Origin of the sequence: Pseudomonas sp. St29, assembly GCF_001547915.1 — a bacterium.
Taxonomy (GTDB): Bacteria; Pseudomonadota; Gammaproteobacteria; order Pseudomonadales; family Pseudomonadaceae; genus Aquipseudomonas.
The window spans coordinates 5,924,058-5,946,146 of the sequence record NZ_AP014628.1 but is presented as its reverse complement, the minus strand read 5'-3'; the positions used below and the strand labels follow the sequence as shown (position 1 = coordinate 5,946,146).

Annotated in this window: 20 protein-coding genes; 7 read left to right on the top strand and 13 right to left on the bottom strand. The window is 63.6% G+C overall.

Annotation, left to right across the window (positions count from 1 at the left end):
* Nucleotides 1-19: 19 nt before the first annotated feature.
* The 4 genes from PST29_RS26485 to miaB all read right to left on the bottom strand — a co-directional run bounded on the left by PST29_RS26485 (nucleotide 20) and on the right by miaB (nucleotide 3,884).
* Complete coding sequence (locus PST29_RS26485) at nucleotides 20-859, bottom strand: HlyC/CorC family transporter (protein ID WP_016965481.1); 840 nt, start codon at nucleotides 857-859, stop codon at nucleotides 20-22.
* 42 nt (nucleotides 860-901) lie between these two features.
* Nucleotides 902-1,360 carry an rRNA maturation RNase YbeY gene (ybeY, locus tag PST29_RS26480; protein WP_060844718.1) on the bottom strand — a complete coding sequence of 153 codons (459 nt, stop codon included), beginning with the start codon at nucleotides 1,358-1,360 and terminating at the stop codon, nucleotides 902-904.
* Entirely contained in the window at nucleotides 1,353-2,372 is a 1,020-nt protein-coding gene (locus PST29_RS26475) for a PhoH family protein (RefSeq protein WP_060841245.1), read from the bottom strand. Before PST29_RS26475 ends, ybeY begins: the two co-directional genes overlap by 8 nt.
* Before the next feature lie 183 nt (nucleotides 2,373-2,555).
* Nucleotides 2,556-3,884, bottom strand: a complete 1,329-nt coding sequence (gene miaB, locus PST29_RS26470; protein WP_060844717.1) for a tRNA (N6-isopentenyl adenosine(37)-C2)-methylthiotransferase MiaB — start codon at nucleotides 3,882-3,884, stop codon at nucleotides 2,556-2,558.
* Nucleotides 3,885-4,018: 134 nt separating this feature from the next.
* Between miaB and PST29_RS26465 the strand changes: the two genes are divergently transcribed.
* The gene (locus tag PST29_RS26465) at nucleotides 4,019-4,345 is read left to right on the top strand and encodes a DUF1820 family protein (protein ID WP_007927079.1); all 327 of its coding nucleotides are present in this window, start codon (nucleotides 4,019-4,021) and stop codon (nucleotides 4,343-4,345) included.
* A 78-nt stretch (nucleotides 4,346-4,423) separates the two neighbouring features.
* On the opposite strand, the gene PST29_RS26460 is transcribed toward PST29_RS26465, so the two are convergent.
* The 4 genes from PST29_RS26460 to PST29_RS26445 all read right to left on the bottom strand — a co-directional run bounded on the left by PST29_RS26460 (nucleotide 4,424) and on the right by PST29_RS26445 (nucleotide 7,940).
* Complete coding sequence (locus tag PST29_RS26460; RefSeq protein WP_016965755.1) at nucleotides 4,424-4,978, bottom strand: tetratricopeptide repeat protein; 555 nt, start codon at nucleotides 4,976-4,978, stop codon at nucleotides 4,424-4,426.
* A 220-nt stretch (nucleotides 4,979-5,198) separates the two neighbouring features.
* Nucleotides 5,199-6,482, bottom strand: a complete 1,284-nt coding sequence (gene hemL / locus PST29_RS26455) for a glutamate-1-semialdehyde 2,1-aminomutase (RefSeq protein WP_060844716.1) — start codon at nucleotides 6,480-6,482, stop codon at nucleotides 5,199-5,201.
* 18 nt (nucleotides 6,483-6,500) lie between these two features.
* On the bottom strand, nucleotides 6,501-7,124 hold the full coding sequence (gene thiE / locus PST29_RS26450) for a thiamine phosphate synthase (RefSeq protein ID WP_060841242.1): 624 nt from the start codon (nucleotides 7,122-7,124) through the stop codon (nucleotides 6,501-6,503).
* An 18-nt stretch (nucleotides 7,125-7,142) separates the two neighbouring features.
* Nucleotides 7,143-7,940, bottom strand: a complete 798-nt coding sequence (locus PST29_RS26445; RefSeq protein ID WP_042941299.1) for a hydroxymethylpyrimidine/phosphomethylpyrimidine kinase — start codon at nucleotides 7,938-7,940, stop codon at nucleotides 7,143-7,145.
* Between the two features lie 292 nt (nucleotides 7,941-8,232).
* On the opposite strand from PST29_RS26445, the gene PST29_RS26440 reads away from it, so the two are divergent.
* The 4 genes from PST29_RS26440 to PST29_RS26425 all read left to right on the top strand — a co-directional run bounded on the left by PST29_RS26440 (nucleotide 8,233) and on the right by PST29_RS26425 (nucleotide 14,610).
* The gene (locus PST29_RS26440) at nucleotides 8,233-10,599 is read left to right on the top strand and encodes a hybrid sensor histidine kinase/response regulator (RefSeq protein ID WP_060841241.1); all 2,367 of its coding nucleotides are present in this window, start codon (nucleotides 8,233-8,235) and stop codon (nucleotides 10,597-10,599) included.
* Between the two features lie 75 nt (nucleotides 10,600-10,674).
* Nucleotides 10,675-12,327, top strand: coding sequence for an acyl-CoA dehydrogenase family protein (locus PST29_RS26435; RefSeq protein ID WP_060844715.1), 1,653 nt, complete (start codon nucleotides 10,675-10,677; stop codon nucleotides 12,325-12,327).
* Nucleotides 12,328-12,424: 97 nt separating this feature from the next.
* Nucleotides 12,425-13,897: an AMP nucleosidase gene (gene amn / locus PST29_RS26430; RefSeq protein WP_161799194.1), complete on the top strand. Its 1,473-nt coding sequence runs from the start codon at nucleotides 12,425-12,427 to the stop codon at nucleotides 13,895-13,897.
* A 146-nt stretch (nucleotides 13,898-14,043) separates the two neighbouring features.
* Complete coding sequence (locus tag PST29_RS26425) at nucleotides 14,044-14,610, top strand: rRNA large subunit pseudouridine synthase E (RefSeq protein WP_162492861.1); 567 nt, start codon at nucleotides 14,044-14,046, stop codon at nucleotides 14,608-14,610.
* On the opposite strand, the gene PST29_RS26420 is transcribed toward PST29_RS26425, so the two are convergent.
* Both PST29_RS26420 and PST29_RS26415 read right to left on the bottom strand, forming a co-directional pair.
* Nucleotides 14,605-14,814 (bottom strand): DUF2788 domain-containing protein, encoded by a 210-nt coding sequence (locus tag PST29_RS26420; RefSeq protein ID WP_060841238.1) that lies wholly within the window; start codon nucleotides 14,812-14,814, stop codon nucleotides 14,605-14,607. The two genes, PST29_RS26425 and PST29_RS26420, sit on opposite strands and share 6 nt — an antisense overlap.
* Nucleotides 14,815-14,991: 177 nt before the next feature.
* Entirely contained in the window at nucleotides 14,992-15,471 is a 480-nt protein-coding gene (locus PST29_RS26415; RefSeq protein ID WP_016963825.1) for an Lrp/AsnC family transcriptional regulator, read from the bottom strand.
* Between the two features lie 413 nt (nucleotides 15,472-15,884).
* Here PST29_RS26415 and PST29_RS26410 point away from each other — a divergent pair, with 413 nt between their 5' ends.
* A complete protein-coding gene (locus PST29_RS26410) occupies nucleotides 15,885-16,979 on the top strand; it encodes a DUF6515 family protein (protein WP_060844714.1) in 1,095 nt (364 codons plus the stop codon).
* Here PST29_RS26410 and PST29_RS26405 read toward each other — a convergent pair.
* Together PST29_RS26405 and PST29_RS26400 are read right to left on the bottom strand one after the other, a co-directional pair.
* Nucleotides 16,973-17,869 carry a cation diffusion facilitator family transporter gene (locus tag PST29_RS26405; RefSeq protein ID WP_060844713.1) on the bottom strand — a complete coding sequence of 299 codons (897 nt, stop codon included), beginning with the start codon at nucleotides 17,867-17,869 and terminating at the stop codon, nucleotides 16,973-16,975. The genes PST29_RS26410 and PST29_RS26405 overlap by 7 nt on opposite strands.
* A 26-nt stretch (nucleotides 17,870-17,895) precedes the next feature.
* Nucleotides 17,896-18,315 carry a hypothetical protein gene (locus tag PST29_RS26400; protein WP_047306214.1) on the bottom strand — a complete coding sequence of 140 codons (420 nt, stop codon included), beginning with the start codon at nucleotides 18,313-18,315 and terminating at the stop codon, nucleotides 17,896-17,898.
* Between the two features lie 130 nt (nucleotides 18,316-18,445).
* On the opposite strand from PST29_RS26400, the gene hrpB reads away from it, so the two are divergent.
* Nucleotides 18,446-20,965 (top strand): ATP-dependent helicase HrpB, encoded by a 2,520-nt coding sequence (gene hrpB / locus PST29_RS26395; protein ID WP_060844712.1) that lies wholly within the window; start codon nucleotides 18,446-18,448, stop codon nucleotides 20,963-20,965.
* 10 nt (nucleotides 20,966-20,975) lie between these two features.
* Here hrpB and PST29_RS26390 read toward each other — a convergent pair whose 3' ends face one another.
* Complete coding sequence (locus tag PST29_RS26390) at nucleotides 20,976-22,052, bottom strand: endonuclease/exonuclease/phosphatase family protein (RefSeq protein ID WP_060844711.1); 1,077 nt, start codon at nucleotides 22,050-22,052, stop codon at nucleotides 20,976-20,978.
* Nucleotides 22,053-22,089: the final 37 nt, after the last annotated feature.

The window sequence follows — 22,089 nt, the reverse complement described above, 5'->3', positions numbered from 1 at the left end:
GAGCTGATGCCCCTGGCCCCTAGCGGGAGACGGGAGTCAGGCGCAGCAGATGAATCCGCCGGCTGTCGGCATTGAGCACGCGGAAGCGATAGGCGCCGATTTCAGTGATTTCGTTGCGTTTTGGCAAGTGGCCGAAGGCGCTCATGACCAGTCCGCCGACGGTATCGAACTCGTCATCGGAGAAGGTGCTGTCGAAGAACTCGTTGAAGTTCTCGATCGGCGTCAGCGCCTTGATCAGGAAGTCGCCGCTGGGCAGGGGCTTGATGTAGCTGTCTTCCTCGACGTCATGCTCGTCTTCGATGTCGCCGACGATCTGTTCCAGCACATCTTCGATGGTCACCAGGCCGGCCACGCCGCCGTACTCGTCGATGACGATGGCCATGTGGTTGTGATTGGCGCGGAACTCGCGCAGCAGCACGTTCAGGCGCTTGGACTCCGGGACGAAGGTCGCCGGGCGCAGCAGGTCCTTGATATTGAAGCTGTCGCCGTTCTCCTTGAGGATCAGCGGCAGCAGGTCCTTGGCCAGCAGGACGCCCATCACGTCGTCATGGCTTTCGCCGATCACCGGGTAGCGCGAATGCGCGGAGTCGATGACGGCGGGCAGGAACTCCCGGGGTGTCTGGGTCGCCTTGATGCTGATCATCTGCGAGCGCGGCACCATGATGTCCCGGACTTGCAGGTCAGCCACCTGGATGGCGCCTTCGACGATGGCCAGCGCTTCGCTGTCCAGCAATTTGTTCTGATGGGCTTCGCGCAGCAGCTCCAGCAGCTCCTGGCGGTTTTTCGGCTCATGGGCAAAAGCCTGGGTCAGTTTGCCCAGCCATGACTTTTGCCCGTTGCTCGATCGATCTTCGCTCATAGCGATTGCTCTGAATCCTTGGTTGTTACAGGGGGTTGTTGATCAGCTTTCGTCGTCTGCATAGGGGTCGGGATGACCCAGTTCTGCAAGCAACGTTCGTTCCAGTGCTTCCATTTCTTCGGCTTCGTCATCATCTATATGGTCGTAACCCAACAGATGCAAGCAGCCGTGAATCACCAGATGGGCCCAGTGGGCCTGAAGTTCCTTGCCTTGTTCGGCGGCCTCGCGTTCGACCACCGGAATGCAGATCACCAGATCCCCCAGCAAGGGGATATCCAGCAGCTCATCCGGCACGTCGGCAGGGAATGACAGCACATTGGTGGCGTAATCTTTGTGACGCCAGGTGTGGTTCAGCTCGCGGCCTTCGGCTTCGTCCACCAGACGGATGGTCATTTCCGAGTCGGCGGTTCGCTGGCGCAGGGCCAGTTCGCACCACTGGCGAAACTGTTCGTCGCTGGGGGCCGGCTGCTGGCTGGCGCGCTGCAGATCAAGCTCAAGCATCGTGGCGCTGGCCTCTGTCGGCGGAAGCCTTGGCGGTCTCGTCGTCGGCCCGCAACTCGAAGCGCTCGTAGGCTTCGACGATGCGTTGCACCAGCGGGTGGCGCACCACGTCCTTGGGCATGAAGTGGGTGAAGCTGATCCCGGGCACATCCTTGAGCACGTTGATCACCTGGGCCAGGCCGGACTTGGTGCCCTTGGGCAGGTCGACCTGCGTGATATCGCCGGTGATCACCGCGGTGGAGCCGAAGCCGATCCGGGTGAGGAACATCTTCATTTGTTCCACGGTGGTGTTCTGGCTTTCGTCGAGGATGATGAAGCTGTTGTTCAGGGTTCGGCCACGCATGTAGGCCAGGGGCGCGATCTCGATGACCTGGCGCTCGATCAGCTTGGCCACTTGTTCGAAGCCGAGCATTTCATACAGCGCGTCATACAGCGGGCGCAGGTAAGGGTCGATCTTTTGCGCCAGATCACCGGGCAGGAAACCGAGCTTCTCGCCGGCTTCCACCGCCGGACGCACCAGCAGGATGCGTCGCACCTGCTCGCGCTCCAAGGCGTCCACCGCGCAAGCGACGGCCAGGTAGGTCTTGCCGGTGCCGGCTGGACCGATGCCGAAGTTGATGTCGTTGCCCAGGATCTCCTTGACGTAGCGCTGCTGATTCAAGCCGCGTGGGCGAATCATGCCTTTCTTGGTACGCAGGGCGATGGCGGCGTCAGCCACCGAGGGGTTATCCAGCTCTTCCACAGCGGACTCCTGAAGGAACAGGTGCACCAGGTCCGGCGACAGCTCGGTTCCCTTGGTTTCCCGGTAGAGACGGCGCAGAAGATTTTCCGCGGAGGTGGTGTGCTTGGGTTCGCCGATCAGTTCGAACTGATTGCCGCGATTGCGGATCTGGATCGTCAGGCGCTGTTCGATCAAGCGCAAATGCTCGTCGAATTGCCCGCACAGATTGGCGAAGCGGCGAGCCTCGAAGGGCTCGAGGATGAAACGATGAGGTTCTATGGGTGCGTTCAAGGTCGTTTTTTAGCCGCCCAACGGCAATTAAGATGAATTCAAGGATAACGCCAGCGGCCTGGGTGCGAAAGCTCTTATGCGGAGCGTGTACCGGTGATGCTTTCTTCGTAGGAGCCGGCTTGCCGGCGAAGGCGGTCCTGAAGGACCCTTCGCCAGCAAGCCGGTGCCTACACAAGCCAGTTCTTACGATAACAGCGAGCCGCGCAGCGAGTGGGGCTGCGCCGAGTCGATATGCACGTCGGCGAATTGGCCGATCAGTGTGGGATCGTCGCAACGGAAGTTGACGATCCGGTTGTTCTCGGTGCGGCCCTGCAATTCGCCCGGATCTTTCTTGGAGTAGTCGGTCACCAGGATGCGCTGGGTCGACCCGACCATTTGTCGGCTGATTTCAAACCCTTGCTGGTTCAGGCGGTGTTGCAGCGCGTTCAGGCGTTCCTTCTTCAGTGCTTCCGGCGTGTCGTCGGCCAGGTCGGCGGCCGGAGTGCCCGGACGCTGGCTGTAGACGAAGGAGTAGGAGAAGTCGAAACCGACGTCTTCGATCAACTTCATGGTCTGCTGGAAGTCTTTTTCCGTCTCGCCAGGAAAGCCGACGATAAAGTCCGAGCTGATGCAGATTCCCGGTACCGCCGCTCGCAGCTTGCGCAGTTTGGACTTGTACTCCAGGGCCGTGTGATTGCGCTTCATCGCCGCCAGAATCCGATCCGAGCCCGATTGCACGGGCAGGTGCAGGTGCTTGACCAGCTCCGGCACTTCGGCGTGGGCCTGGATCAGGCTGTCGGAGAACTCCAAAGGGTGCGAAGTGGTGTAGCGAATCCGCTCGATGCCGTCCACCGCGGCAACTACGCGGATCAGCTCGGCCAGGTCGGCCAGGCGTCCGTCGTGGGTCTGGCCCCGGTAGCCATTGACGTTCTGGCCCAGGAGGGTGACTTCGCGCACGCCGTTTTCCGCCAGGTGGATGATTTCGGCAATCACGTCGTCAAACGGCCGGCTGACCTCTTCGCCCCGGGTGTAGGGCACGACGCAGAAGGTGCAGTACTTGCTGCAGCCTTCCATGACCGAGACATAGGCACTGGGGCCGTCGATGCGCGGCTCGGGCAGGTGGTCGAATTTTTCGATTTCCGGAAACGAGACGTCCACTTGCGGCAGCTTGCTGACGCGCGCGGCATCGATCATTTCCGGCAGGCGGTGCAGGGTCTGCGGACCGAAGACCACGTCCACATAGGGCGCGCGATCGCGAATGGCCGCGCCTTCCTGGCTGGCCACGCAGCCGCCGACGGCAATCACCATGTCCGGATTGGCCAGTTTCAGCTCGCGCCAGCGACCCAGCTGGGAGTACACCCGATCCTGGGCGCGCTCACGAATGGAGCAGGTATTGAGCAGGATGACATCCGCGTCTTCGGCACGTGCGGTGACTTCCAGGGCCTGATGTTCACCCAGGAGGTCCACCATGCGCGAGCTGTCGTACTCGTTCATCTGGCAACCGTGGGTTTCGATGTAAAGCTTCTTGGCCATGGACCTCAGTCTCACGTGATTCAAAGAACCGCGCATTATAGGGTCCATGCCCACAGGTTCCTAGCGTTGTGCATCGGGTAGCTATGCTATAGTTCGCGCCCTATTTTTATCCCCCGATGTGTTGCCCGCCCACCATGACCAAACGTGAAGCCCCAATCTACAAGGTGATTTTCCTCAACCAGGGCCAGGTGTTCGAGATGTACGCCAAGCAGATCTACCAGAGCGATCTGTGGGGCTTCCTGGAAGTGGAAGAGTTCGTCTTTGGCGAGCGCACGCAAGTGGTCGTCGATCCGAGCGAAGAGAAGCTCAAGGCGCAATTCGAAGGCGTGGTGCGCAGCTTTGTGCCGATGCATTCGATCGTGCGCATCGACGAAGTGGAGCGCCTGGGCACGCCGAAAATCAGCGAAGCCCGTGGCGTGAGCAACGTCATGCCGTTCCCGATGCCGATGCCCGAAAAATAAGCCTGGCTGGCCACTTCTTCGCAAGGGTTCGGTTTGTGTCTGTAGGCGCTGGCTCGCCAGCGAAGGGCATGGAGGCTTTTACGGCAATGGCGAAAAAGGCGAGCGCCCATCGGCGCTTTGCAGTTCCATCAGGTATTTGCGGAAAATCTGTCCCAGCACCTGGGTCGCGACTTCCAGCTCGTCGCGCTGCATGTGCTCGGCGACTTCGTCGGCGGTGTCCAGAGCGTCTTCGGCACCGTTGACTGCAGCCATCTTCAGCACGATATAGGCCTGGACATTGTTGGCCGGCACGCCCTCACCGTGGAAGAACATGGTGCCGAGTTTGAATTGCGCCTGAGCGTGGCCTTGCAAGGAGGCTTTTTCGAAATAGCTCAGGGCTTGATTGAGGTCCCGCGGCGCGCCTTTGCCTTCGTAGTAGAACTCACCCAACTCGTATTGCGCCTCGGCGTCGCCTTCGTCGGCGGCTTTCTGGCACGCGGCTAGCGCCTCGGCCTGTTCCTGTGCCTGGGGATCGAGGGTGCAGCGACCCATCGCTGGGATCAACAACGAGTTGCCGCCTGCTTGTGCGTGCGCGAGCAGGGGCTGAAGGAGCAACAGGCAGCCCAGTGTCAGGGCGCGGCCGGTGCGGTTCATGGGAATCGACTTACCTCTGAGGGGCGCGCGGACCCAGCGAGGGGTCCAATAAGCGCGCATTATGAAATAAGCGGGGCCAACCTTACAAAGTCTTTACTCGTTTTTCTGCTGCGTGGCCGCGATATCCGTCGCCTTGCTGGGCATTTGTCCCCTTGGCGGGGAAAAGTCCGAGTAAAGCCTCCCGCTGGCGCGGTTGATTACCACGCCAGCCCGCCTGTGCTTATTTCAAGGCGGCGAATGCGCGCTCGGCGGCATCCAGGGTCAGTTGCAACTCGGCTTCGCCGTGGGCGATCGAGGTGAAACCGGCCTCGAAGGCACTCGGCGCCAGGTACACGCCGCCTTCCAGCATCAGGTGGAAGAAGCGCTTGAACAGGTTGGCGTCGCTGGCCATCACGTCGTCGAAGGTGACGATGTCATCGGCACCGCTGAAGTACAGGCCAAACATGCCGCCGGCCTGGGTGGTGACGAACGGAATGCCCGCGGCGTCCGCGCGTTGTTGCAAACCTTCAAGCAGACGGCTGGTGTAGTCGCTCAGTTCGGCATGGAAGCCCGGGCGACTGATCAGGCGCAAGGTGGTGAGGCCAGCGGCCATGGCCAGCGGGTTACCGGACAGGGTGCCGGCCTGGTAGACCGGGCCCAGGGGCGCGATGTGCTCCATGATCTTGCGTTTGCCGCCGAAGCAGCCCACCGGCATGCCGCCGCCGATGATCTTGCCGAAGGTCGACAGGTCCGGTGTCACGCCGTAATGGGCCTGGGCACCACCGAGGGCGACGCGGAAGCCAGTCATCACTTCGTCGAAAATCAGCACCACGCCGTGTTGGTCGCAGAGGCTGCGCAGGCCTTCGAGGAAACCCGGTGCCGGCGGTACGCAGTTCATGTTGCCGGCCACCGGCTCGACGATGATGCAGGCCACTTCCTGGCCGACTTCGGCGAGCATCTTTTTCACGGCGGCAATGTCGTTGAACGGCAAGGTCAGGGTGTGTTTGGCGAAGGCCGCAGGAACCCCGGCGGAGCTTGGCACGCCCTGGGTCAGGGCGCCGGAACCGGCCTTGACCAGCAGGCTGTCGGAGTGGCCGTGGTAGCAACCTTCGAACTTGATGATGCTGTCGCGGCCGGTAAAGCCCCGGGCCAGGCGAATGGCGCTCATGGTGGCTTCGGTGCCGGAGCTGACCATGCGTACCATTTCCATGGACGGCACGATGGAGCACACGAGATCGGCCATTTCGGTTTCCATGGCGGTCGGTGCGCCGTAGGACAGGCCGTGTTCCAGCTGCTTGCGCACCGCATCCAGTACGTCCGGATGACTGTGGCCGAGGATCATCGGGCCCCAGGAACCGACATAGTCGACATAGCGCTTGTCGTCTTCGTCGGTGACGTAGGCGCCTTCTGCGTGCTTGAAGAACAGCGGGGTGCCACCCACGCTCTTGAAGGCGCGAACGGGCGAGTTGACGCCACCGGGGATGTGTTTCTGGGCGTTGGCGAACAGGGTTTCGGAACGGGACATGAGCGGGCTCTCAAAAAGTCAGCTGTTGAATAGGGCGTTGAAGGCGCGGGCGCGACGGGTCACTTCGTCGGCGCTATCGGCGCCGAACAGGCCGTGGACCACCGCCAGCAGGTCGGCGCCGTGGTGTACCAGCGGCGCTGCGTTATCCAGGGTGATGCCGCCGATCACGCAGATCGGCAGGTGCAGGCTGGCCCGGGCCTGATCCAGCAACTCCAGGCTGGCCGTGGGCGCGCCGGGTTTGGTGGTGGAATTGAAAAAGCGGCCGAAGGCGACATAACTGGCGCCTTCCTGCGCGGCTTGCTCGGCCAGCGACAATTGGTCGTGACAGGTGGAGCCGATGATCGCCTGGCGACCCAGCAGGGCCCGGGCCGGCGTCAGTGGGCCGTCGGTCTGGCCCAGGTGCACGCCGGCACCAATGCGCGCGGCCAGTTCGGCGTCATCGTTGATGATCAAACGGGTCTTGTAGCGCTCACACAGGGTCAGCAGGGTTTCGGCTTCCCGCAGGCGGCGGGCCTGATCGTCGCTTTTGTCGCGATACTGCAACAGGGTGACGCCGCCTTCGAGCGCCGCCTCCACGTACTGCAAAAACTTGCCGGCCAACAGCTGGCTGTCGGTGATGGCGTACAGACCACGTAGTTTCATCGAGCGGGCCTCATGACATTACGAGCAGAAATCCAACGGCAAGCGACGTGGGACGAATTGGCCGCGACCCAGTTGTTCGGCGTCGCGCAGGGTGCGCCAGGTGTAATCAAGGGCCGATTTCACGGCGCTGGCCAGGTGCTCGCCTTGAGCCAGGCGTCCGGCCAGGGCGCTGGCCAGGGTGCAGCCGGAGCCGTGATAGCTGCCCGGCAGACGCTGGCAGGTGTAGGTTTCGCGCAGGCCGTCACGGCTGTACAGGCGATTATGCACTTCGTGTTCATCGCCATGGCCGCCGGTGATCAGCAGGTGCTTGACGAACGGCAGGAGTTTTTCGGCGCATTGGTCGGCGCTGCCTTCGGGCAGTTCCGCAAGAATTCGAGCTTCAGGAAGGTTGGGGGTGGCAATGGTGGCCAGGGGCAGCAGGCGTTCGCGCATGGCGTAGCCGACTTCATCCTTGCCCAGCCGGCCACCGCCGCCGGCGCGCAGCACCGGATCGCAGACCAGCGGCAGATGCGGGTGCGCCTGGAGCAGTTCGACCACGGTGTCGACCATCTCCAGGGAGCCGAGCATGCCCAGCTTGACCGCGGCGACCGTGGAGTCGTTGAGCACGGCATTGGCCTGGGCCAGTACCCACTCGCGATCCAGAACGCGGAAATCGCTGACGTTGACCGTGTCTTGCACGGTCAGGGCGGTGACAGCCGGAGCTGCGTGACAACCCTGAGCCAGCAGGGCTTCGATATCTGCCTGCAAGCCGGCGCCACCACTGGGGTCGTGGCCGGAGAGACAGAGGACAACGGGGCGAGAGCTGTAGATATTCATGGGCGGCGAGCTTACCACCAATCGCTTTTTTTCGCGGCGCCTGGCGTCTGCTGGAAAATGTCGCCGCGCTGGGCGCGAACGTCTTGACCGATGCAACAGCTCTAGCTCGCGGTATTGCGCTGAAAGGCTTGATCTAGAGCCTTTAGACTAAAATTTACAATGGTGTTCATTGGCCATCAGCGGCTATGCTAGAGTGCATTCAAACCAATAACAGGTCATGCCGGTTATACGTCTGCTCAAGGGAAATGGGGGGACTTCCTGACATCACCGGACAAGCCACGCTGGGTCTTTAATGCGCTATTTGCTGCTGTTGCTGTTGAGCTTGCCGATGTTGGTGGGTGCCGCCGAGTTCGACGAGTTCACCCAGCGCCTTCCTTTGGGCCGAGTGATGCAGGTCCTTGAAGACACGGGGGGTGAAGCGACCATTGCCGACGTCAGCTCGGGGCCACTGGCCGAGCGCTTCAAGCCTCACGATAAAGACACCCTCAATGCCGGTTATTCACGTTCGGCGTTCTGGCTGAAGATCGACCTCGATTACCGCCCCGGCAACCCCACGGCGCAGCGCAACTGGTTGCTGGAGCTGGCCTATCCGCCCCTGGATCACCTGGATCTGTACCTCCCCGACGAAAGCGGGGGCTATCGCCTGGCGGAGCGGACCGGCGATGCCTTGCCCTTCGACAGTCGGCAGATCCGCCAGAACAACTACCTGTTCAACCTGAATTTCGCTCCCCATGAGCACAAGACGATCTATCTGCGGCTGGCCAGCGAGGGCTCGATCCAGGCGCCGGTGAGCCTGTGGTCCAATACCGCCTACCTTGAGGCCCAACCCGTGCGTCTCTACGTACTGGGCCTGATCTACGGCGTATTGCTGGGCATGCTGGTGTACAACCTGTTCATCTACCTCAGCGTGCGCGACACCAGCTACCTCTATTACATCTTCTATATCGCCTCCTTCGGCCTCTATCAGTTGTCGGTCAACGGTGCGGCGGTGGAGTACTTCTGGCCCAACAGCCCTTGGTGGGCCAACGCCGCGACGCCCTTCTTCATCGGTTCGGCCGGGCTGTTCGGCAGCCAGTTCGCCCGCAGCTTCCTGCAGACTGCCGGCCACAGTCCCTGGGTTGACCGCATATTGATGGCGTTGATGGGCTTTGGTGCGCTGGTCATGGCGCTGTCGCTGATGACCAGTTACGCCCTGGCCCTGCGCCTGGCTACCACCCTGGCGCTGCTGTTCACCGTAGTGATCTATGTCGCGGGAATCGTTGCCTGGTGGCGCGGGTTGCGGGTGGCGCGCTATTTCATCATCGCCTGGTCGGCTTTCCTGTTCGGTGGGGTGATCAACACCTTGATGGTGCTGGGTTACCTGCCCAACGTGTTCCTGACCATGTACGCCAGCCAGATCGGCTCGGCGATCGAGGTGGCGTTGCTGTCCCTGGCCCTGGCCGACCGGATCAACGCGATGCGCGAGCAGCAGGCTCAGACTCTGCTGGAGGCGGGGCAGAAGCTTGAGGTGCTGAACCAGCAACTGGCCCACAGCAACCGGCTCAAGGATGAATTCCTGGCCACCCTGACCCATGAACTGCGCACGCCGATGAACGGTGTCATCGGTTCACTGGAATTGATGCAGACCCTGGAGCTGGACCCGGAGCTTGCGCAGTACCAGCAGACTGCCGCCGGTTCGGCGCGAGACATGATGCGCATGGTCAACGGCATCCTCACGCTGACCGAACTGCAGGCCGGCAAGCTCAGCGCCCAGCGCCAGCCCTTCAGCTTGCGTTCGCTGCTGACCGCGTTGCAAACCCAGTACGCGGCCAGTGCGGCGGCCAAGTCCCTGTCGTTTCAGGTCGATCTGAGTGCGGGATTGCCCGATCGCCTGCAGGGGGATCGCTGCAAGCTCAGCCATTGCCTGGAGTGCCTGCTGGATAACGCCGTCAAGTTCACGCATTCCGGCGGCGTGGTCTTGCGGGTGGTGACTCGTGCCGTCTCGGTCGAAAGGGTCAGCTTGAGTTTCGAGGTGATCGACAGCGGCATAGGTTTCGTCAATCTGGACGAGGCGATGCTGTATCAGCGCTTCTTCCAGCTCGATGGTTCCATGACCCGCGAATATGGCGGATTGGGCATCGGCTTGGCGATCTGCCGCCAGTTGGTGGAACTGCTGGATGGGCAATTGACCCACGAATCCACGCCAGGGCAGGGCAGTTGCTTCCGTTTGCAGGTGGAGTTTGAGGTGCAGGAGCCGATTGCCCGGCTGCCCGCCGCCCATCAGCGGCGGACACCCCAGGACTGCACCGTGCTGTTGATCGATGACAATGACGTCGACCAACTGGTGCTGCGGGGCATGTTGCTCAAGCTCGGTTATCGGGTCCGCACGGTCGGCAGCCCAACCGATGCCCTGCAACTGTTGGGGCGCGAGCCGGTCAGCGCGGTGCTGATCGATGGCCAGATCAGCGCGGCGCAGTTAGGGGCGTTTCGCCTGCAGGCTCAGGCGATGCCCGGCTATGCCCAGTTGCCTATCCTGTTGGCCTGTGTTCCCGGCACCGAAGGGGGCGCGGCCACAGCGGGAGCCGATTGTCTCGGCAAACCGGTGAAATTCGAGGCCTTGCAGCTGCTGCTGTCCAAGCGTGTGCTCGCTGTGGAACAGGGCGAAAGCGCCGACATTTAGGCGGGTATGCCACTTTGTTCAGGGTGGGGCCGGTGCTTAACTTGGGGCCTTGGCACACCCTGAAGGAGCCCGGCAATGAACCTCCACCAGTTCGCTGAAACCCACGAAGTCACCAACCAGCCGCCCGCTCTGGATGGCGCCAACCTCTATCGGATCGATCTGCCGTTGCAGCAATGGATGCAGCGTTTCGATGCCGGTTGGGCCGAATCCCGGGTCGATGCCTACGGTGCATTGGCGGGGGGGCCGTTGATGGAGGCGGGGTTCCTGGCCAATCAGAACAAGCCGGTGTTTGCCAGTCACGACCGCTTCGGTCATCGAATCGATCTGGTGGAGTTTCACCCGGCCTACCACCAACTGATGCAGGCGGCCATCGAGGGCGGACTGACCTCACTGCCCTGGACCCACCCGCAAGCAGGAGCCCATGTGGCGCGTGCCGCCATGACCTATCTGCACAGTCAGGCCGAAGCCGGCAGCGGCTGCCCGCTGACCATGACGTTCGCCTGCGTGCCGGCCCTGAAGCTGCAGCCGGATATTGCCCGGCTATGGCTGCCGAAGATCCTCGCCACCGAGTACGACCCGCGCAACGTCGGCATGCAGCACAAGGCCGGGCTCACCATCGGCATGGCCATGACCGAGAAGCAGGGCGGGACCGATGTCCGGGCCAACACCACCCGGGCCTACCCGGTGGGGGCCCCCGGGCCGGGGCAGGCCTATGAGCTGGTGGGGCACAAGTGGTTCTGCTCGGCGCCGATGTGCGATGCCTTCCTGACCCTGGCCCAGACTGACAAGGGCCTGACCTGTTTCCTCCTGCCCCGTCATCGCCCGGATGACAGCCGCAATCAGTTCTATATCCAGCGTCTGAAGAACAAGCTCGGCAACCAGTCCAACGCCTCCAGTGAAGTGGAGTTTCGCGGCGCTCTGGCCTGGATGATCGGTGAGGAGGGGCGCGGGGTGCCCACCATCATCGAGATGGTGGCCATGACCCGCTTCGATTGCATGGTCGGTTCCAGTTCGCTGATGCGCCAGGCCCTGACCCAGGCCAGCCATCATTGCGCCCATCGCCGCGTGGGCGGACGCCTGCTCAGTGAGCAGCCGCTGATGCAGAACGTACTGGCCGACCTGGCCCTGGAAAGCGAAGCGGCCCTGGCCCTGAGCCTGCGCATGGGGCGGGCCCTGGACCATCAGGACGATGCCCGGGAGGCCAAGTTCTCCCGATTGGTGACGGCGGTGGGCAAGTACTGGATCTGCAAACGGGCCCCGGCCATGATCAACGAGGCCGCCGAGTGCATGGGCGGTGCCGGTTATGTCGAGGACAGCATCCTGCCGCGGCTGTACCGCGAAGCGCCGGTGAACTCGACCTGGGAAGGTTCCGGCAACGTGCAGTGCCTGGATGTGCTGCGGGCTCTCTCGAAAGAGCCGGGCGTGCTGGATGCACTGTTTGCCGAGCTCGGGGACGGGCATGGCGACCAGCGTCTGGCGGCGCATATCGTCGCACTCAAGGACAGCTTCAAGGACACCGCCGACATTCAGTATCGCGCCCGGCAACTGACCGAGGACATTGCTCTGGGCCTGCAGGCCAAGTTGTTGCTGGAGGCGGGCAACGACTTGGTCAGCGAGGCCTTTATCGCCAGCCGCCTGGGCGGCCAGGGTGGACGGGTCTATGGCACGCTGCCCCGCGGGCTGGATGTGGCCGCGATCCTCGCCCGCTCCACCCCCCAAGGCTTCTGACCCGCTGCAGGAGCCGGCTAGACGGCTCCTGCAACTCCGCTGTTCCCGTGGGGCGGTGTTGCAGGCAAGATGAACGCCTGCAAGATCAGAACACAGGATGCTTACCGTGACCGAAGCTTTTATTGTCGTTCAAACCGCCGAGCAAGCCGTGGATCGGCTTGCTGCTTTGCATGAGCGGGCCACCACGGCCCTGAGCCAGGCGCTCAAGCGTTACCTCAAGGATCGGGTCGAACCGGATGCCGAGCAGCGTGCGCTGTTTCGCTACCCCGAACTGCGCTTGACCTACCACTGCCACGGCGAAGTCCCACAGACCACCCGGGCCTATGCCAAGGTGCAACTGCCGGGCACTTACAGCGTCACCGTCACTCATCCCGCCGCCTTCCGTAACTACCTGCTCGAACAACTGGTGCCGTTGATGCACGACTTCACCGTCACGGTTGAAGTGGGTGTCAGCGAGCAGAACATTCCTTATCCCTACGTGGTGGAGCAGGGCGACGAACTGGCCGGTTCCGGCGTGACCGCGGCGGCCCTGGCCCGGGTATTCCCCAGCACCGACCTGTCCGCCGCCACCGACGGTATCGCCGACGGCCTCTACGACTGGGAAAACACCCACCCGCTGCCCCTGGCACTGTTCGATGCCGCGCGGGTGGATTTCTCCCTGCGGCGCCTGGTGCACTACACCGGTAGCGACTGGCGCCATGTGCAGCCGTGGATCCTGCTGACCAACTACCACCGCTATGTCGACCAGTTCATCGTCCATGGCCTGGAGCAACTGCGCAGCGATCCGCGTTTCGTGCGCATGGTCCTGCCGGGCAACGTGATCATCGACAAGGGCATGGACCACGGCGAGGCCTCGGCGATCGCCGCCGGTGTGGTCTGGCACCGTTACCAGATGCCGGCCTATCACCTGCAGGCCAGCGATGGCCATGGCGTGACCCTGGTGAACATCGGCGTCGGCCCGTCCAATGCCAAGAACATCACCGACCACCTGGCGGTGCTGCGTCCCCACTGCTGGCTGATGATCGGCCACTGCGGCGGCCTGCGACAGTCGCAGACGATCGGCGACTACGTACTGGCTCACGCCTACATGCGGCGCGACGGCATTCTTGACCGCGTGGTGCCGCCGAACATCCCGATCCCGGCGCTGGCCGAAGTCCAGCTGGCGCTGCAACAGGCTGCAGCCAATGTCACCGGGGAGAAGGGCGAGCAGTTGAAGAAGCGCCTGCGGACCGGCACCGTGCTGACCTACGACGATCGGAACTGGGAACTGCGCTGGGCCGAGGAACGTCCGTTCATCAATCTGTCCCGGGCGGTGGCGGTGGATATGGAGAGTGGCACCATTGCTGCCCAGGGTTATCGCCTGCGGGTGCCTTATGGCACTTTGCTGTGTGTTTCGGACAAGCCCCTGCACAGCGAGATCAAGTTGCCCGGTGCGGCCAATGCCTTCTATGAGCGGGCGGTCAGCCAGCACTTGAAGATTGGGATCGAAGCCGTGGACCTGATGCGCAGCGAGCTCAACTCCCTGCACTCGCGCAAACTGCGCAGCTTCGACGAACCGCCTTTCCGCTAGGCGTTTAATCCGTGGTCATTTGGCGATCAGGCCACTAGCATTGTCGGTCCTGATCGCTGAATGTTCCCGCTGCCATGTCCCGTGCACCTCGTCCCGCTTCCCGTCGCCCAGGCGCCAAGCCGTTTTCTCCTTCTTCCAGCAAGCGCGTGGCCAAGGCGCCGCCGGCCGAGCCGAAGCTGATCCTGTTCAACAAGCCTTTCGATGTCCTGACCCAGTTCAGTGATGGCGAAGGCCGGGCGACGCTCAAGGACTTCATCGCGATTCCCGGCGTCTATCCGGCCGGACGCCTGGACCGGGACAGCGAAGGGCTGCTGCTGTTGACCAATGACGGGCAATTGCAGGCGCGCATTGCCGATCCCAAGCACAAGCTGGCCAAGACTTACTGGGTGCAGGTCGAAGGCGAACCCACTGCCGAGCAGTTGCAGCGGCTGCGTGATGGGGTGGAACTCAACGATGGCATGACCCTGCCAGCCCAAGCCCGGCAACTGGAGGAGCCGCAGCTGTGGCCGCGCAACCCGCCGGTGCGTTTTCGCAAGAGTGTGCCCACCAGTTGGCTGGAGCTGGTGATTCGGGAGGGGCGCAACCGTCAGGTACGCCGCATGACGGCAGCGGTTGGCCTGCCGACCTTGCGGCTGGTAAGGGTCAGGATTGGCGACTGGACCCTGGATGGCCTGGATCAGGGGCAGTGGAAGGAAGTTGCGGCGCGCTTATAAGGCGCCGGATTCGATCAGGCCGATCACTACGCTCTTGATGATGAAGGCGGCCACGCCCAGGCCCAGCACGAAGAACAGGATAAAGGAGCCGAAGCGCCCGGCCTTGGACTTCTTGGCCAGGTCCCAGACGATGAAGCCCATGAATATGATCAGGAGGCTGACCAGACCGGTCATCATCCATTCTTCGAATACGGCTGGGTCCATCGATCATCTCCAATGCAGGCAGGGAAAAAATGCCGGGCGAGTATACGCCAACGCTCGCCGGCCTAGCATTGATCTGCATGCGTTATGTCGCCACAGCGTCAGGCCGGCCCGGCTGCAGGAGTCCGGCGAATGCGCCCGGGTACCTGCACTCGCCAGTCGGCTTCGACAGGTGGCCCGTCAATTGCGCAGGTGGGTCAGGGGCAGCTCGGTGCTGTTGAGTACCTGGTTGAGCACGAAGCTGGAACGCACGCTGGTGACACCGTCGATACGAGTCAGGTGACCGAGCAGGAGCTTCTGGTAGTGGTCCATGTCCGGCACCACGACCTTGAGCTGGTAGTCGGCATCGACCCCGGTCACCAGGCTGCATTCCAGTACCTGGGGCAGGCTGCGGATCGCCGCTTCGAAATTCTCGAAGCGTTCGGGAGTGTGTCGGTCCATGCCGATCAGTACGTAGGCGGTGAGGCTCAAGCCGAGCATCTTGCGGTCCAGCAAGGCGACCTGGCGGGAAATGTAGCCGTCGTCCTCCAACTGCTTGACCCGGCGCGAACAGGGCGAGGGTGACAGGCCGATGCGCTCGGCCAGTTCCTGGTTGGAGATGCGGGCGTCGCGTTGCAATTCGGCCAAAATACTCAGGTCATAGCGGTCGAGTTTGCTCATCAATCAGGCCTTTCTCATAAGTATTGCGTTGAATTATCTATCTTGGGTTAAAAATTGCGCAAGAGGTGTTTTTGCAAGCAATCTTCGCAATCCTCTGTCGTCGGCCCAGGCCTATTCTTATCACCAGAATCACTGCCCGGACATAGAGTCCACTGCGGCCCGCCGAATCAGGCCTGCCGCGGCCGCCAATCCCACAGGGTTGAGCCGGCCCCCGGGCTACACCCTGTCCAGAAGACGGAGTGAGGTGAGCCGGCGTCAAAAGCGTCGAGCACGGACAAAATCTCAAAGGGCGGCCGACGGGCCGCCCTTTTTTATTGCCTGCGAAATAAGTCTCGTGACTGATAATCTCTAGCAGAACCGCCCTGGGCTTTTTCAGTCTTATCTACAGGCCCCAATCCGCAGTGAGGAATAGCATGAAGTCGCGCATCTGGCGTTTGGCAGGTGTTGGTGTGTTGTGCGTGAGCGTCAGCGCGCAAGTGCTCGCCGATGAGCGAGACGACAGACGACCGCCCCAGCAGGGAGCGCCTTCCGGCGGGCAGCATGAGCATGCCCCGGAAGGGCATGGGGAAGGCAATCAGGGCCGTCCGGGGAACCCGCCGGAACGGGCGCAACCCGCCCCGCAGCAGCGGCCGCAGAATGAAATCATCCGTGGCGAGAACAGCCGTCAGTTCGAACACAATGGACAGAACCCCGGCGGGCAGTGGCAGAACCGCCCCCCGCATGATCCCAACCAGCAAAGCCGGCCTGCGCCGGCGCCGCAGCAACAGCCGCAGGCAGCACCCAGCCTACCGATCCAGGGGCGGCCCGACACCGTGCGCCAGACCCAGGAGCCCCAGCGTGGCTACTACCAGGACATTCCCCGGCGCAACGACTACAACCAGCACTGGCAGGCCGGTGGGCCGGGTTCACGGCCGGACTATGGTCGCCCCAATGATCATCGCTGGCCGGGACGTCCCGATGGGCATGGCAACGGTTGGGGACCAGGGCCGCAGTACCGCCCGGGCTACGTGATCGACCGTTTCCCCGAGCGCAACTACCGGGTGCCGTACCGCGGCCAGGACTACTTCTTCTCGGGTGGCTACTGGTATCGCCCGCAGGGTTCCCGCTATGTGGTGGTGCATCCACCCTATGGCATTCGAGTGGGATACCTGCCCGATTACGCGCGGGAAATCTGGATCGGCAGCGCGCTGTTCTTTCTCGCCGCCGGGGCCTACTACAGCTACGAAGCGGACACCCAGCAGTACGTCGTGGTCGAACCGCCCGTGGGCGTGCCGCCGCCGGATCAGCCGGCGGCTGGCAATGGCTATGACGTTCTGGCTTACCCGGTCAACGGCCAGTCGCCGCAGCAGATCGATCAGGATCGCTACGACTGCTATCGCTGGGCGGTGCAGCAGAGCGGTTTCGATCCGGCCGGCGCGACCTATCAGCCCGCTCCGGAAGTGGTGCAGGCCTACCGTCAGGCCCAGGGCAACTGCCTGAGTTCGCGGGGGTATCAGGTCACTTACTGAGCCCTGGCGGCCTCGACCACTTCCTGCGGATCGGCGTGTACCAGCACTTCAGCCCGTGGATAGGCCTGGTGGATCGCCTCGGCGGCCTGATCGCTGATGGCGTGGGCCACCGACAGGCTCAGGTCGCCAGGCAATTCCAGGTGCAGTTGGACGAACCAGTGGCTGCCGGAAATCCGCGTGCGCAGGTCATGGGCGCCCAGCACCCCGGGCACACTGCAGGCCAGTTCCAGCATGTGCTGGCTGACATCGGGGGGCAGCTCCTCATCCATCAGCACCGAGAAGCTTTCCCGGGCGATGTGGATCGCGCTCCAGAGAATGTAGGCGGCGATCCCCAGGCCGAACCAGGCGTCCACCTGATGCCAGCCGAAGGCCGCCAGCACCAGGGCCAGGAGGATGCTGCCATTGAGCAGCAGGTCGGAGCGGTAGTGCAGCGAGTCGGCCCGTACCGCATTGGAGCCGGTTTCGCGGATCACTCGATGTTGCAGGATCAGCAGCGCCACGGTCAGCACCAGTGACAGCCCGATCACCCCGATGCTCAGCCAGGGCGCGCCCACCGGCTCCGGGTGCTGCAGGCGCTCGAACGCCTGAAAGGCAATCAGCACCGCACTGCCGGCGATGAACAGCGCCTGGGCCATGCCCGCCAGCGACTCGGCCTTGCCGTGGCCGTAGCGATGATCGTCATCGGCCGGGCGCAGGGCGTAATGCACCGCCAACAGATTGAGCAGCGAGGTGAAGCCGTCGAGCACCGAGTCGGTCAGGCCCGCCAGCATGCTCACCGAGCCGCTGAGCCACCAGGCGATCGCCTTGGTCACAATCAGGATGCCTGCGACGGTGACCGAGGCGCGGGTGGCCAGGCGCAGGAGGCGAGCGTGTTCCGGGTTGCCAATCATCGACGGCGGGTTCCTTGAGTCGGGGGTCAGGCGGCGGGCTGCAGGCCATACAGGGCCAGTTGCTGCACGCTGCCCTTGTGCTGGATCAGGCGCGGGTCATCCAGGGGGAAGTGGCCCCCCAGTTCGCTTTCCAGAATGGCCTGCAGTTTACGGTTGTCGACTTTACCGTCGGCGCCAATGGCCTGCTGGAGTTTTTCCGGGGCGATCTGCGCGGTCTTGCCGGGCTCCAGGTAGATCGCCCCGGTGGCGAAGTCGACGCCAAAGGCGATCAGCCCCGGGATCACATAGAACAGCAGGCCAACGGCATCCAGTACCACGACCACCGGATCGATCTTGCCGTCGATCTGGCCGCGCCGGTCGGGGAAGAAGATCGAACCGCAGGCAGTCAGTTGGGTCAGCAGGGTGGTGATCAGGACGCCGCCAATGACACGGTGGGGAATACGCATGGAAATCTCCTAGCAAGCACGAAAGCAAAGAAGGATGGAGCGGGGTGTTGAGTCTTGTCGATCAGCACTCAGACCATGATTAACCCCAGGCAGTTCGCCGTTATACTCGCGCCTCTGTTTGGGAGCCAGCATGAATTCTTTGCCAATTGATGAAGTTTTGCCTGCACTGCGCGAGGCCCTGGCGGCGCGCCATGAAGCGGTGCTCGAAGCCCCGCCCGGGGCCGGCAAGACCACCCGCGTGCCCCTGGCGCTTCTGGATCAGGACTGGCTGGCAGGACAGACCATCCTCATGCTCGAGCCTCGGCGGCTGGCGGCACGGGCCGCCGCCGAGCGCCTGGCCAGCGAGCTGGGGGAGAAAGTCGGGGAAACCGTGGGCTACCGCATCCGCCTGGACAGCAAGGTCGGCCCGCGCACCCGTATCGAAGTGGTCACCGAAGGCATTCTCACCCGTCGCCTGCAGGACGACCCGGCCCTGGAAGGGGTGGGGCTGCTGATCTTCGACGAATTTCACGAGCGCAGCCTGGATGCCGATCTGGCCCTGGCCCTGAGTCTCAATGGTCGCGAGCTGTTCCGTGACCAGCAGCCGCTGAAGATCCTGTTGATGTCCGCGACCCTGGAGGGCGAGCGGCTGTCCACGCTGCTGGGCGATGCGCCGATCCTGCGCAGTGAAGGGCGCATGTTCCCGGTGACCCAGCGCTGGGGGCGCCCGTTCCAGCCTGGCGAGTTCATCGAGCCGCGAGTGGTGCAGACGGTTCTGGAAGCCCTCAATGATGAAAGCGGCAGCCTGCTGGTGTTTCTCCCCGGGCAGGCGGAGATCCGCCGGGTCCATCAGCAACTGGCCGAAGCCCTGGGGCCGCGCGACGATATCCTGCTGTGCCCATTGCACGGCGAGCTCGACCTGGCGGCCCAGCGCGCCGCCATCGACCCTGCCCCGCCGGGCCAGCGCAAAGTGGTGCTGGCCACCAACATTGCCGAAACCAGCCTGACCATCAACGGTGTACGGGTGGTGGTGGACGCGGGACTGGCGCGGGTCCCGCGCTTCGACCCCGGCAGCGGCATGACCCGCCTCGACACCCAGCGCATCTCGCGCGCCAGCGCGACCCAGCGCGCCGGTCGGGCCGGGCGCCTGGAACCCGGCGTTTGTTATCGCTTGTGGTCCGCCGATCAACAGGAACAACTGGCCGCCTATGCCAGTGCGGAGATTCTCCAGGCCGACCTGGCCGGACTGGCCCTGCAACTGGCGCGCTGGGGCGTGGCGCCGAACCAGCTGGCTTGGCTGGACGCGCCGCCCGGCGCCGCCTATGCCCAGGCCCAGGACCTGTTGCGGCGCCTGGGAGCGCTCAACGACGACGGCACCTTGACCCGCCACGGCCAGGCCATGGCCGAGTTGCCGGCCCATCCGCGCATTGCCCACTTGCTGTTGCGTGGCCAGTCCCTGGGGCTGGCGCAGATGGCCTGTGACGTCGCGGCGCTGTTGGGGGAGCGGGACATTCTGCGGGGGACCGGTGCCGATCTGCACAGTCGCCTGGTGCTGCTTTCGGGAGAGGAGCGGGCGGCCCGCGGTGCTCAGGGCGGCGTACAACGAGCACGGCAACTGTCGCGTCAATACCGCAGCTACCTGCGTGGGCAGGCAGAGTCCGCCGTCAGCGATCCCGAGCATCCGCGTTGGCTAGGGGCTCTGCTGGCCCTGGCCTATCCCGACCGCGTGGCCCAGCAGCGGCGTCCCGGTGGCGCCGAGTATCGTCTGGCCAACGGCCGCGCGGCGCAGTTCAGCGAAGCCGACAACCTGATGAAGCAGCCCTGGCTGGTGGTGGCCGACCTGGGCAGTCGCCAGGGCCAGCGTGAAGAACGCATCTACCTGGCAGCGGATTTCGATCCGGCGCTGTTCGACAGCGTGCTGGCGGAGCAGGTGCGGACGGTCGACCAGTTGGACTGGGATGAGCGCGAAGGTGTGCTGCGCGCCGAGCGCCAGCGCAAGGTCGGTGAGCTGGTGCTCGACCGTGAGCCCCTCAGCGGCCTGGACGAAGCTGCCCGTTGCCGGGCCCTGGTCAATCTGGTGCGGCGCAAGGGACTGGAGCTGTTGCCCTGGACCCCGGAACTGCGCCAGTGGCAGGCCCGGGTGATGTTGTTGCGCCAGCTCGAGCTGGCGGACAAGGGCGAGAGCCAATGGCCGGATGTCAGCGACGGCGCCTTGCTCGAAGGCCTGGAGCAATGGCTGCAACCCTTCCTGGGCAAGGTGTCGCGCCTCAGTCATTTTGCCAATCTGGAGTTGGCCAGCATCGTTCACAACCTGCTGCCCTGGCCGCTGCCCCAGCGCCTGGACGAACTCGCGCCGCACCATCTGACGGTGCCTTCGGGGTCGTCGATCCGCCTGGACTACAGCGAGCAGCCGCCGATTCTGGCCGTGCGCCTGCAGGAGCTGTTCGGTCTGTCGGACACCCCGCGGATTGCCGGCGGGCGCCAGGTGGTCAAGTTGCACCTGTTGTCCCCGGCGCGGCGTCCGGTGCAGGTCACCCAGGACCTGGCCAACTTCTGGCGCAGCACCTATGCCGAGGTCAAGAAGGACCTCAAGGGGCGTTATCCCAAGCACTACTGGCCGGATGACCCGTTGATCGCCGAGGCGACGGCCCGGGTCAAACCGCGCAAATAGAGAGCGGGGCTTACTGGGCCGGTAACAGAAAGCGCGCCAGCACCGGCAAGTGATCGGAGATGCGCAGGGTATCGTCCTGGCGCACCCGGGATTCGACCCGCTTCAGGCGCGGGCTGTAGAACAGGTAGTCGACCGTGCGATCCGGGCCGTCCAGGTTCGGGTCGTTGGGGTAGTGGGTCAGCCAGCGCGCACGGTCGACGCCGCTGGCCTGGGTGTTGCTGGGGATCATCGGGTACTTGTCCCACAGCAGGTGCAGCGGGCTGTCGATCTGATACGGCGCGCGCTGTGCCTCGCTCAGGCGTTGGTACTGGCCCAGGGGCAGCAGGTTGAAGTCGCCGCCAATCAGCCAGGGCGTGCCGCGGCTTTCCAGCTTGTCCAGCACCTTGGCAATGGCCGTCACTTGCCTCTGTTGTGTGTCGTCGGCCCGCTGCGCACGTTCCAGGTGGGTATTGAGCACCACCAGTTGGCCGCCGTCGCTCAGGGGCAGGTAGCTCAGGAGCAGGGCGTCCTTGGGCTGGAATTGCCGGCTGATGAGCGGCTGTGGGGCAATCGGCAGTTGCAGGCGTTCGGCGTGTTCGATGCGGTAGCGGCTGAGGGTCGCCAATTGCCGGCCGACGCTGCCAAAAATGTGCAGGGAGGGCACGAAATCGGCCTTCCAGTCGTAAGCCTGGGTGCTGCAGGGATACAGATCGGTGACCCGCTCCTGCAGCAGCTTGAGCTGATCCTGGTAGGCGCTGGCCTTGGCGCCGTTGTCCACTTCCTGCAGCAGCACCAGGTCCGGTTGTTCGTCGCGGATCACCCGGGCCACTTCGTCGAGGCTGAAGGCCATGTCTTCCAGGGTCGGGCGTTCATCCTCGCCCCGGACTTGGTCGTTCCAGAACACGTAGCGCTTGCCGGCCAGGTATTGCAGGTTCCAGGTCATCACCTTGAGCGCCTGGCCCGGCACCAGTGGAGCGGCCTGGGCGCTGCAACTGACCGTCAGGGTTTCCTTGGGCTGCGGACGCCAGGTCAGGCTGTAGATCAGGCTGGCCAGCACCAGGCCGATCAGTAGCAGGCTCAACAGGGTGATGCGCAGTAGACGGGTCATCGGCTCGGCTTATGGCGTTGCGGGATGGGCCGGAGCA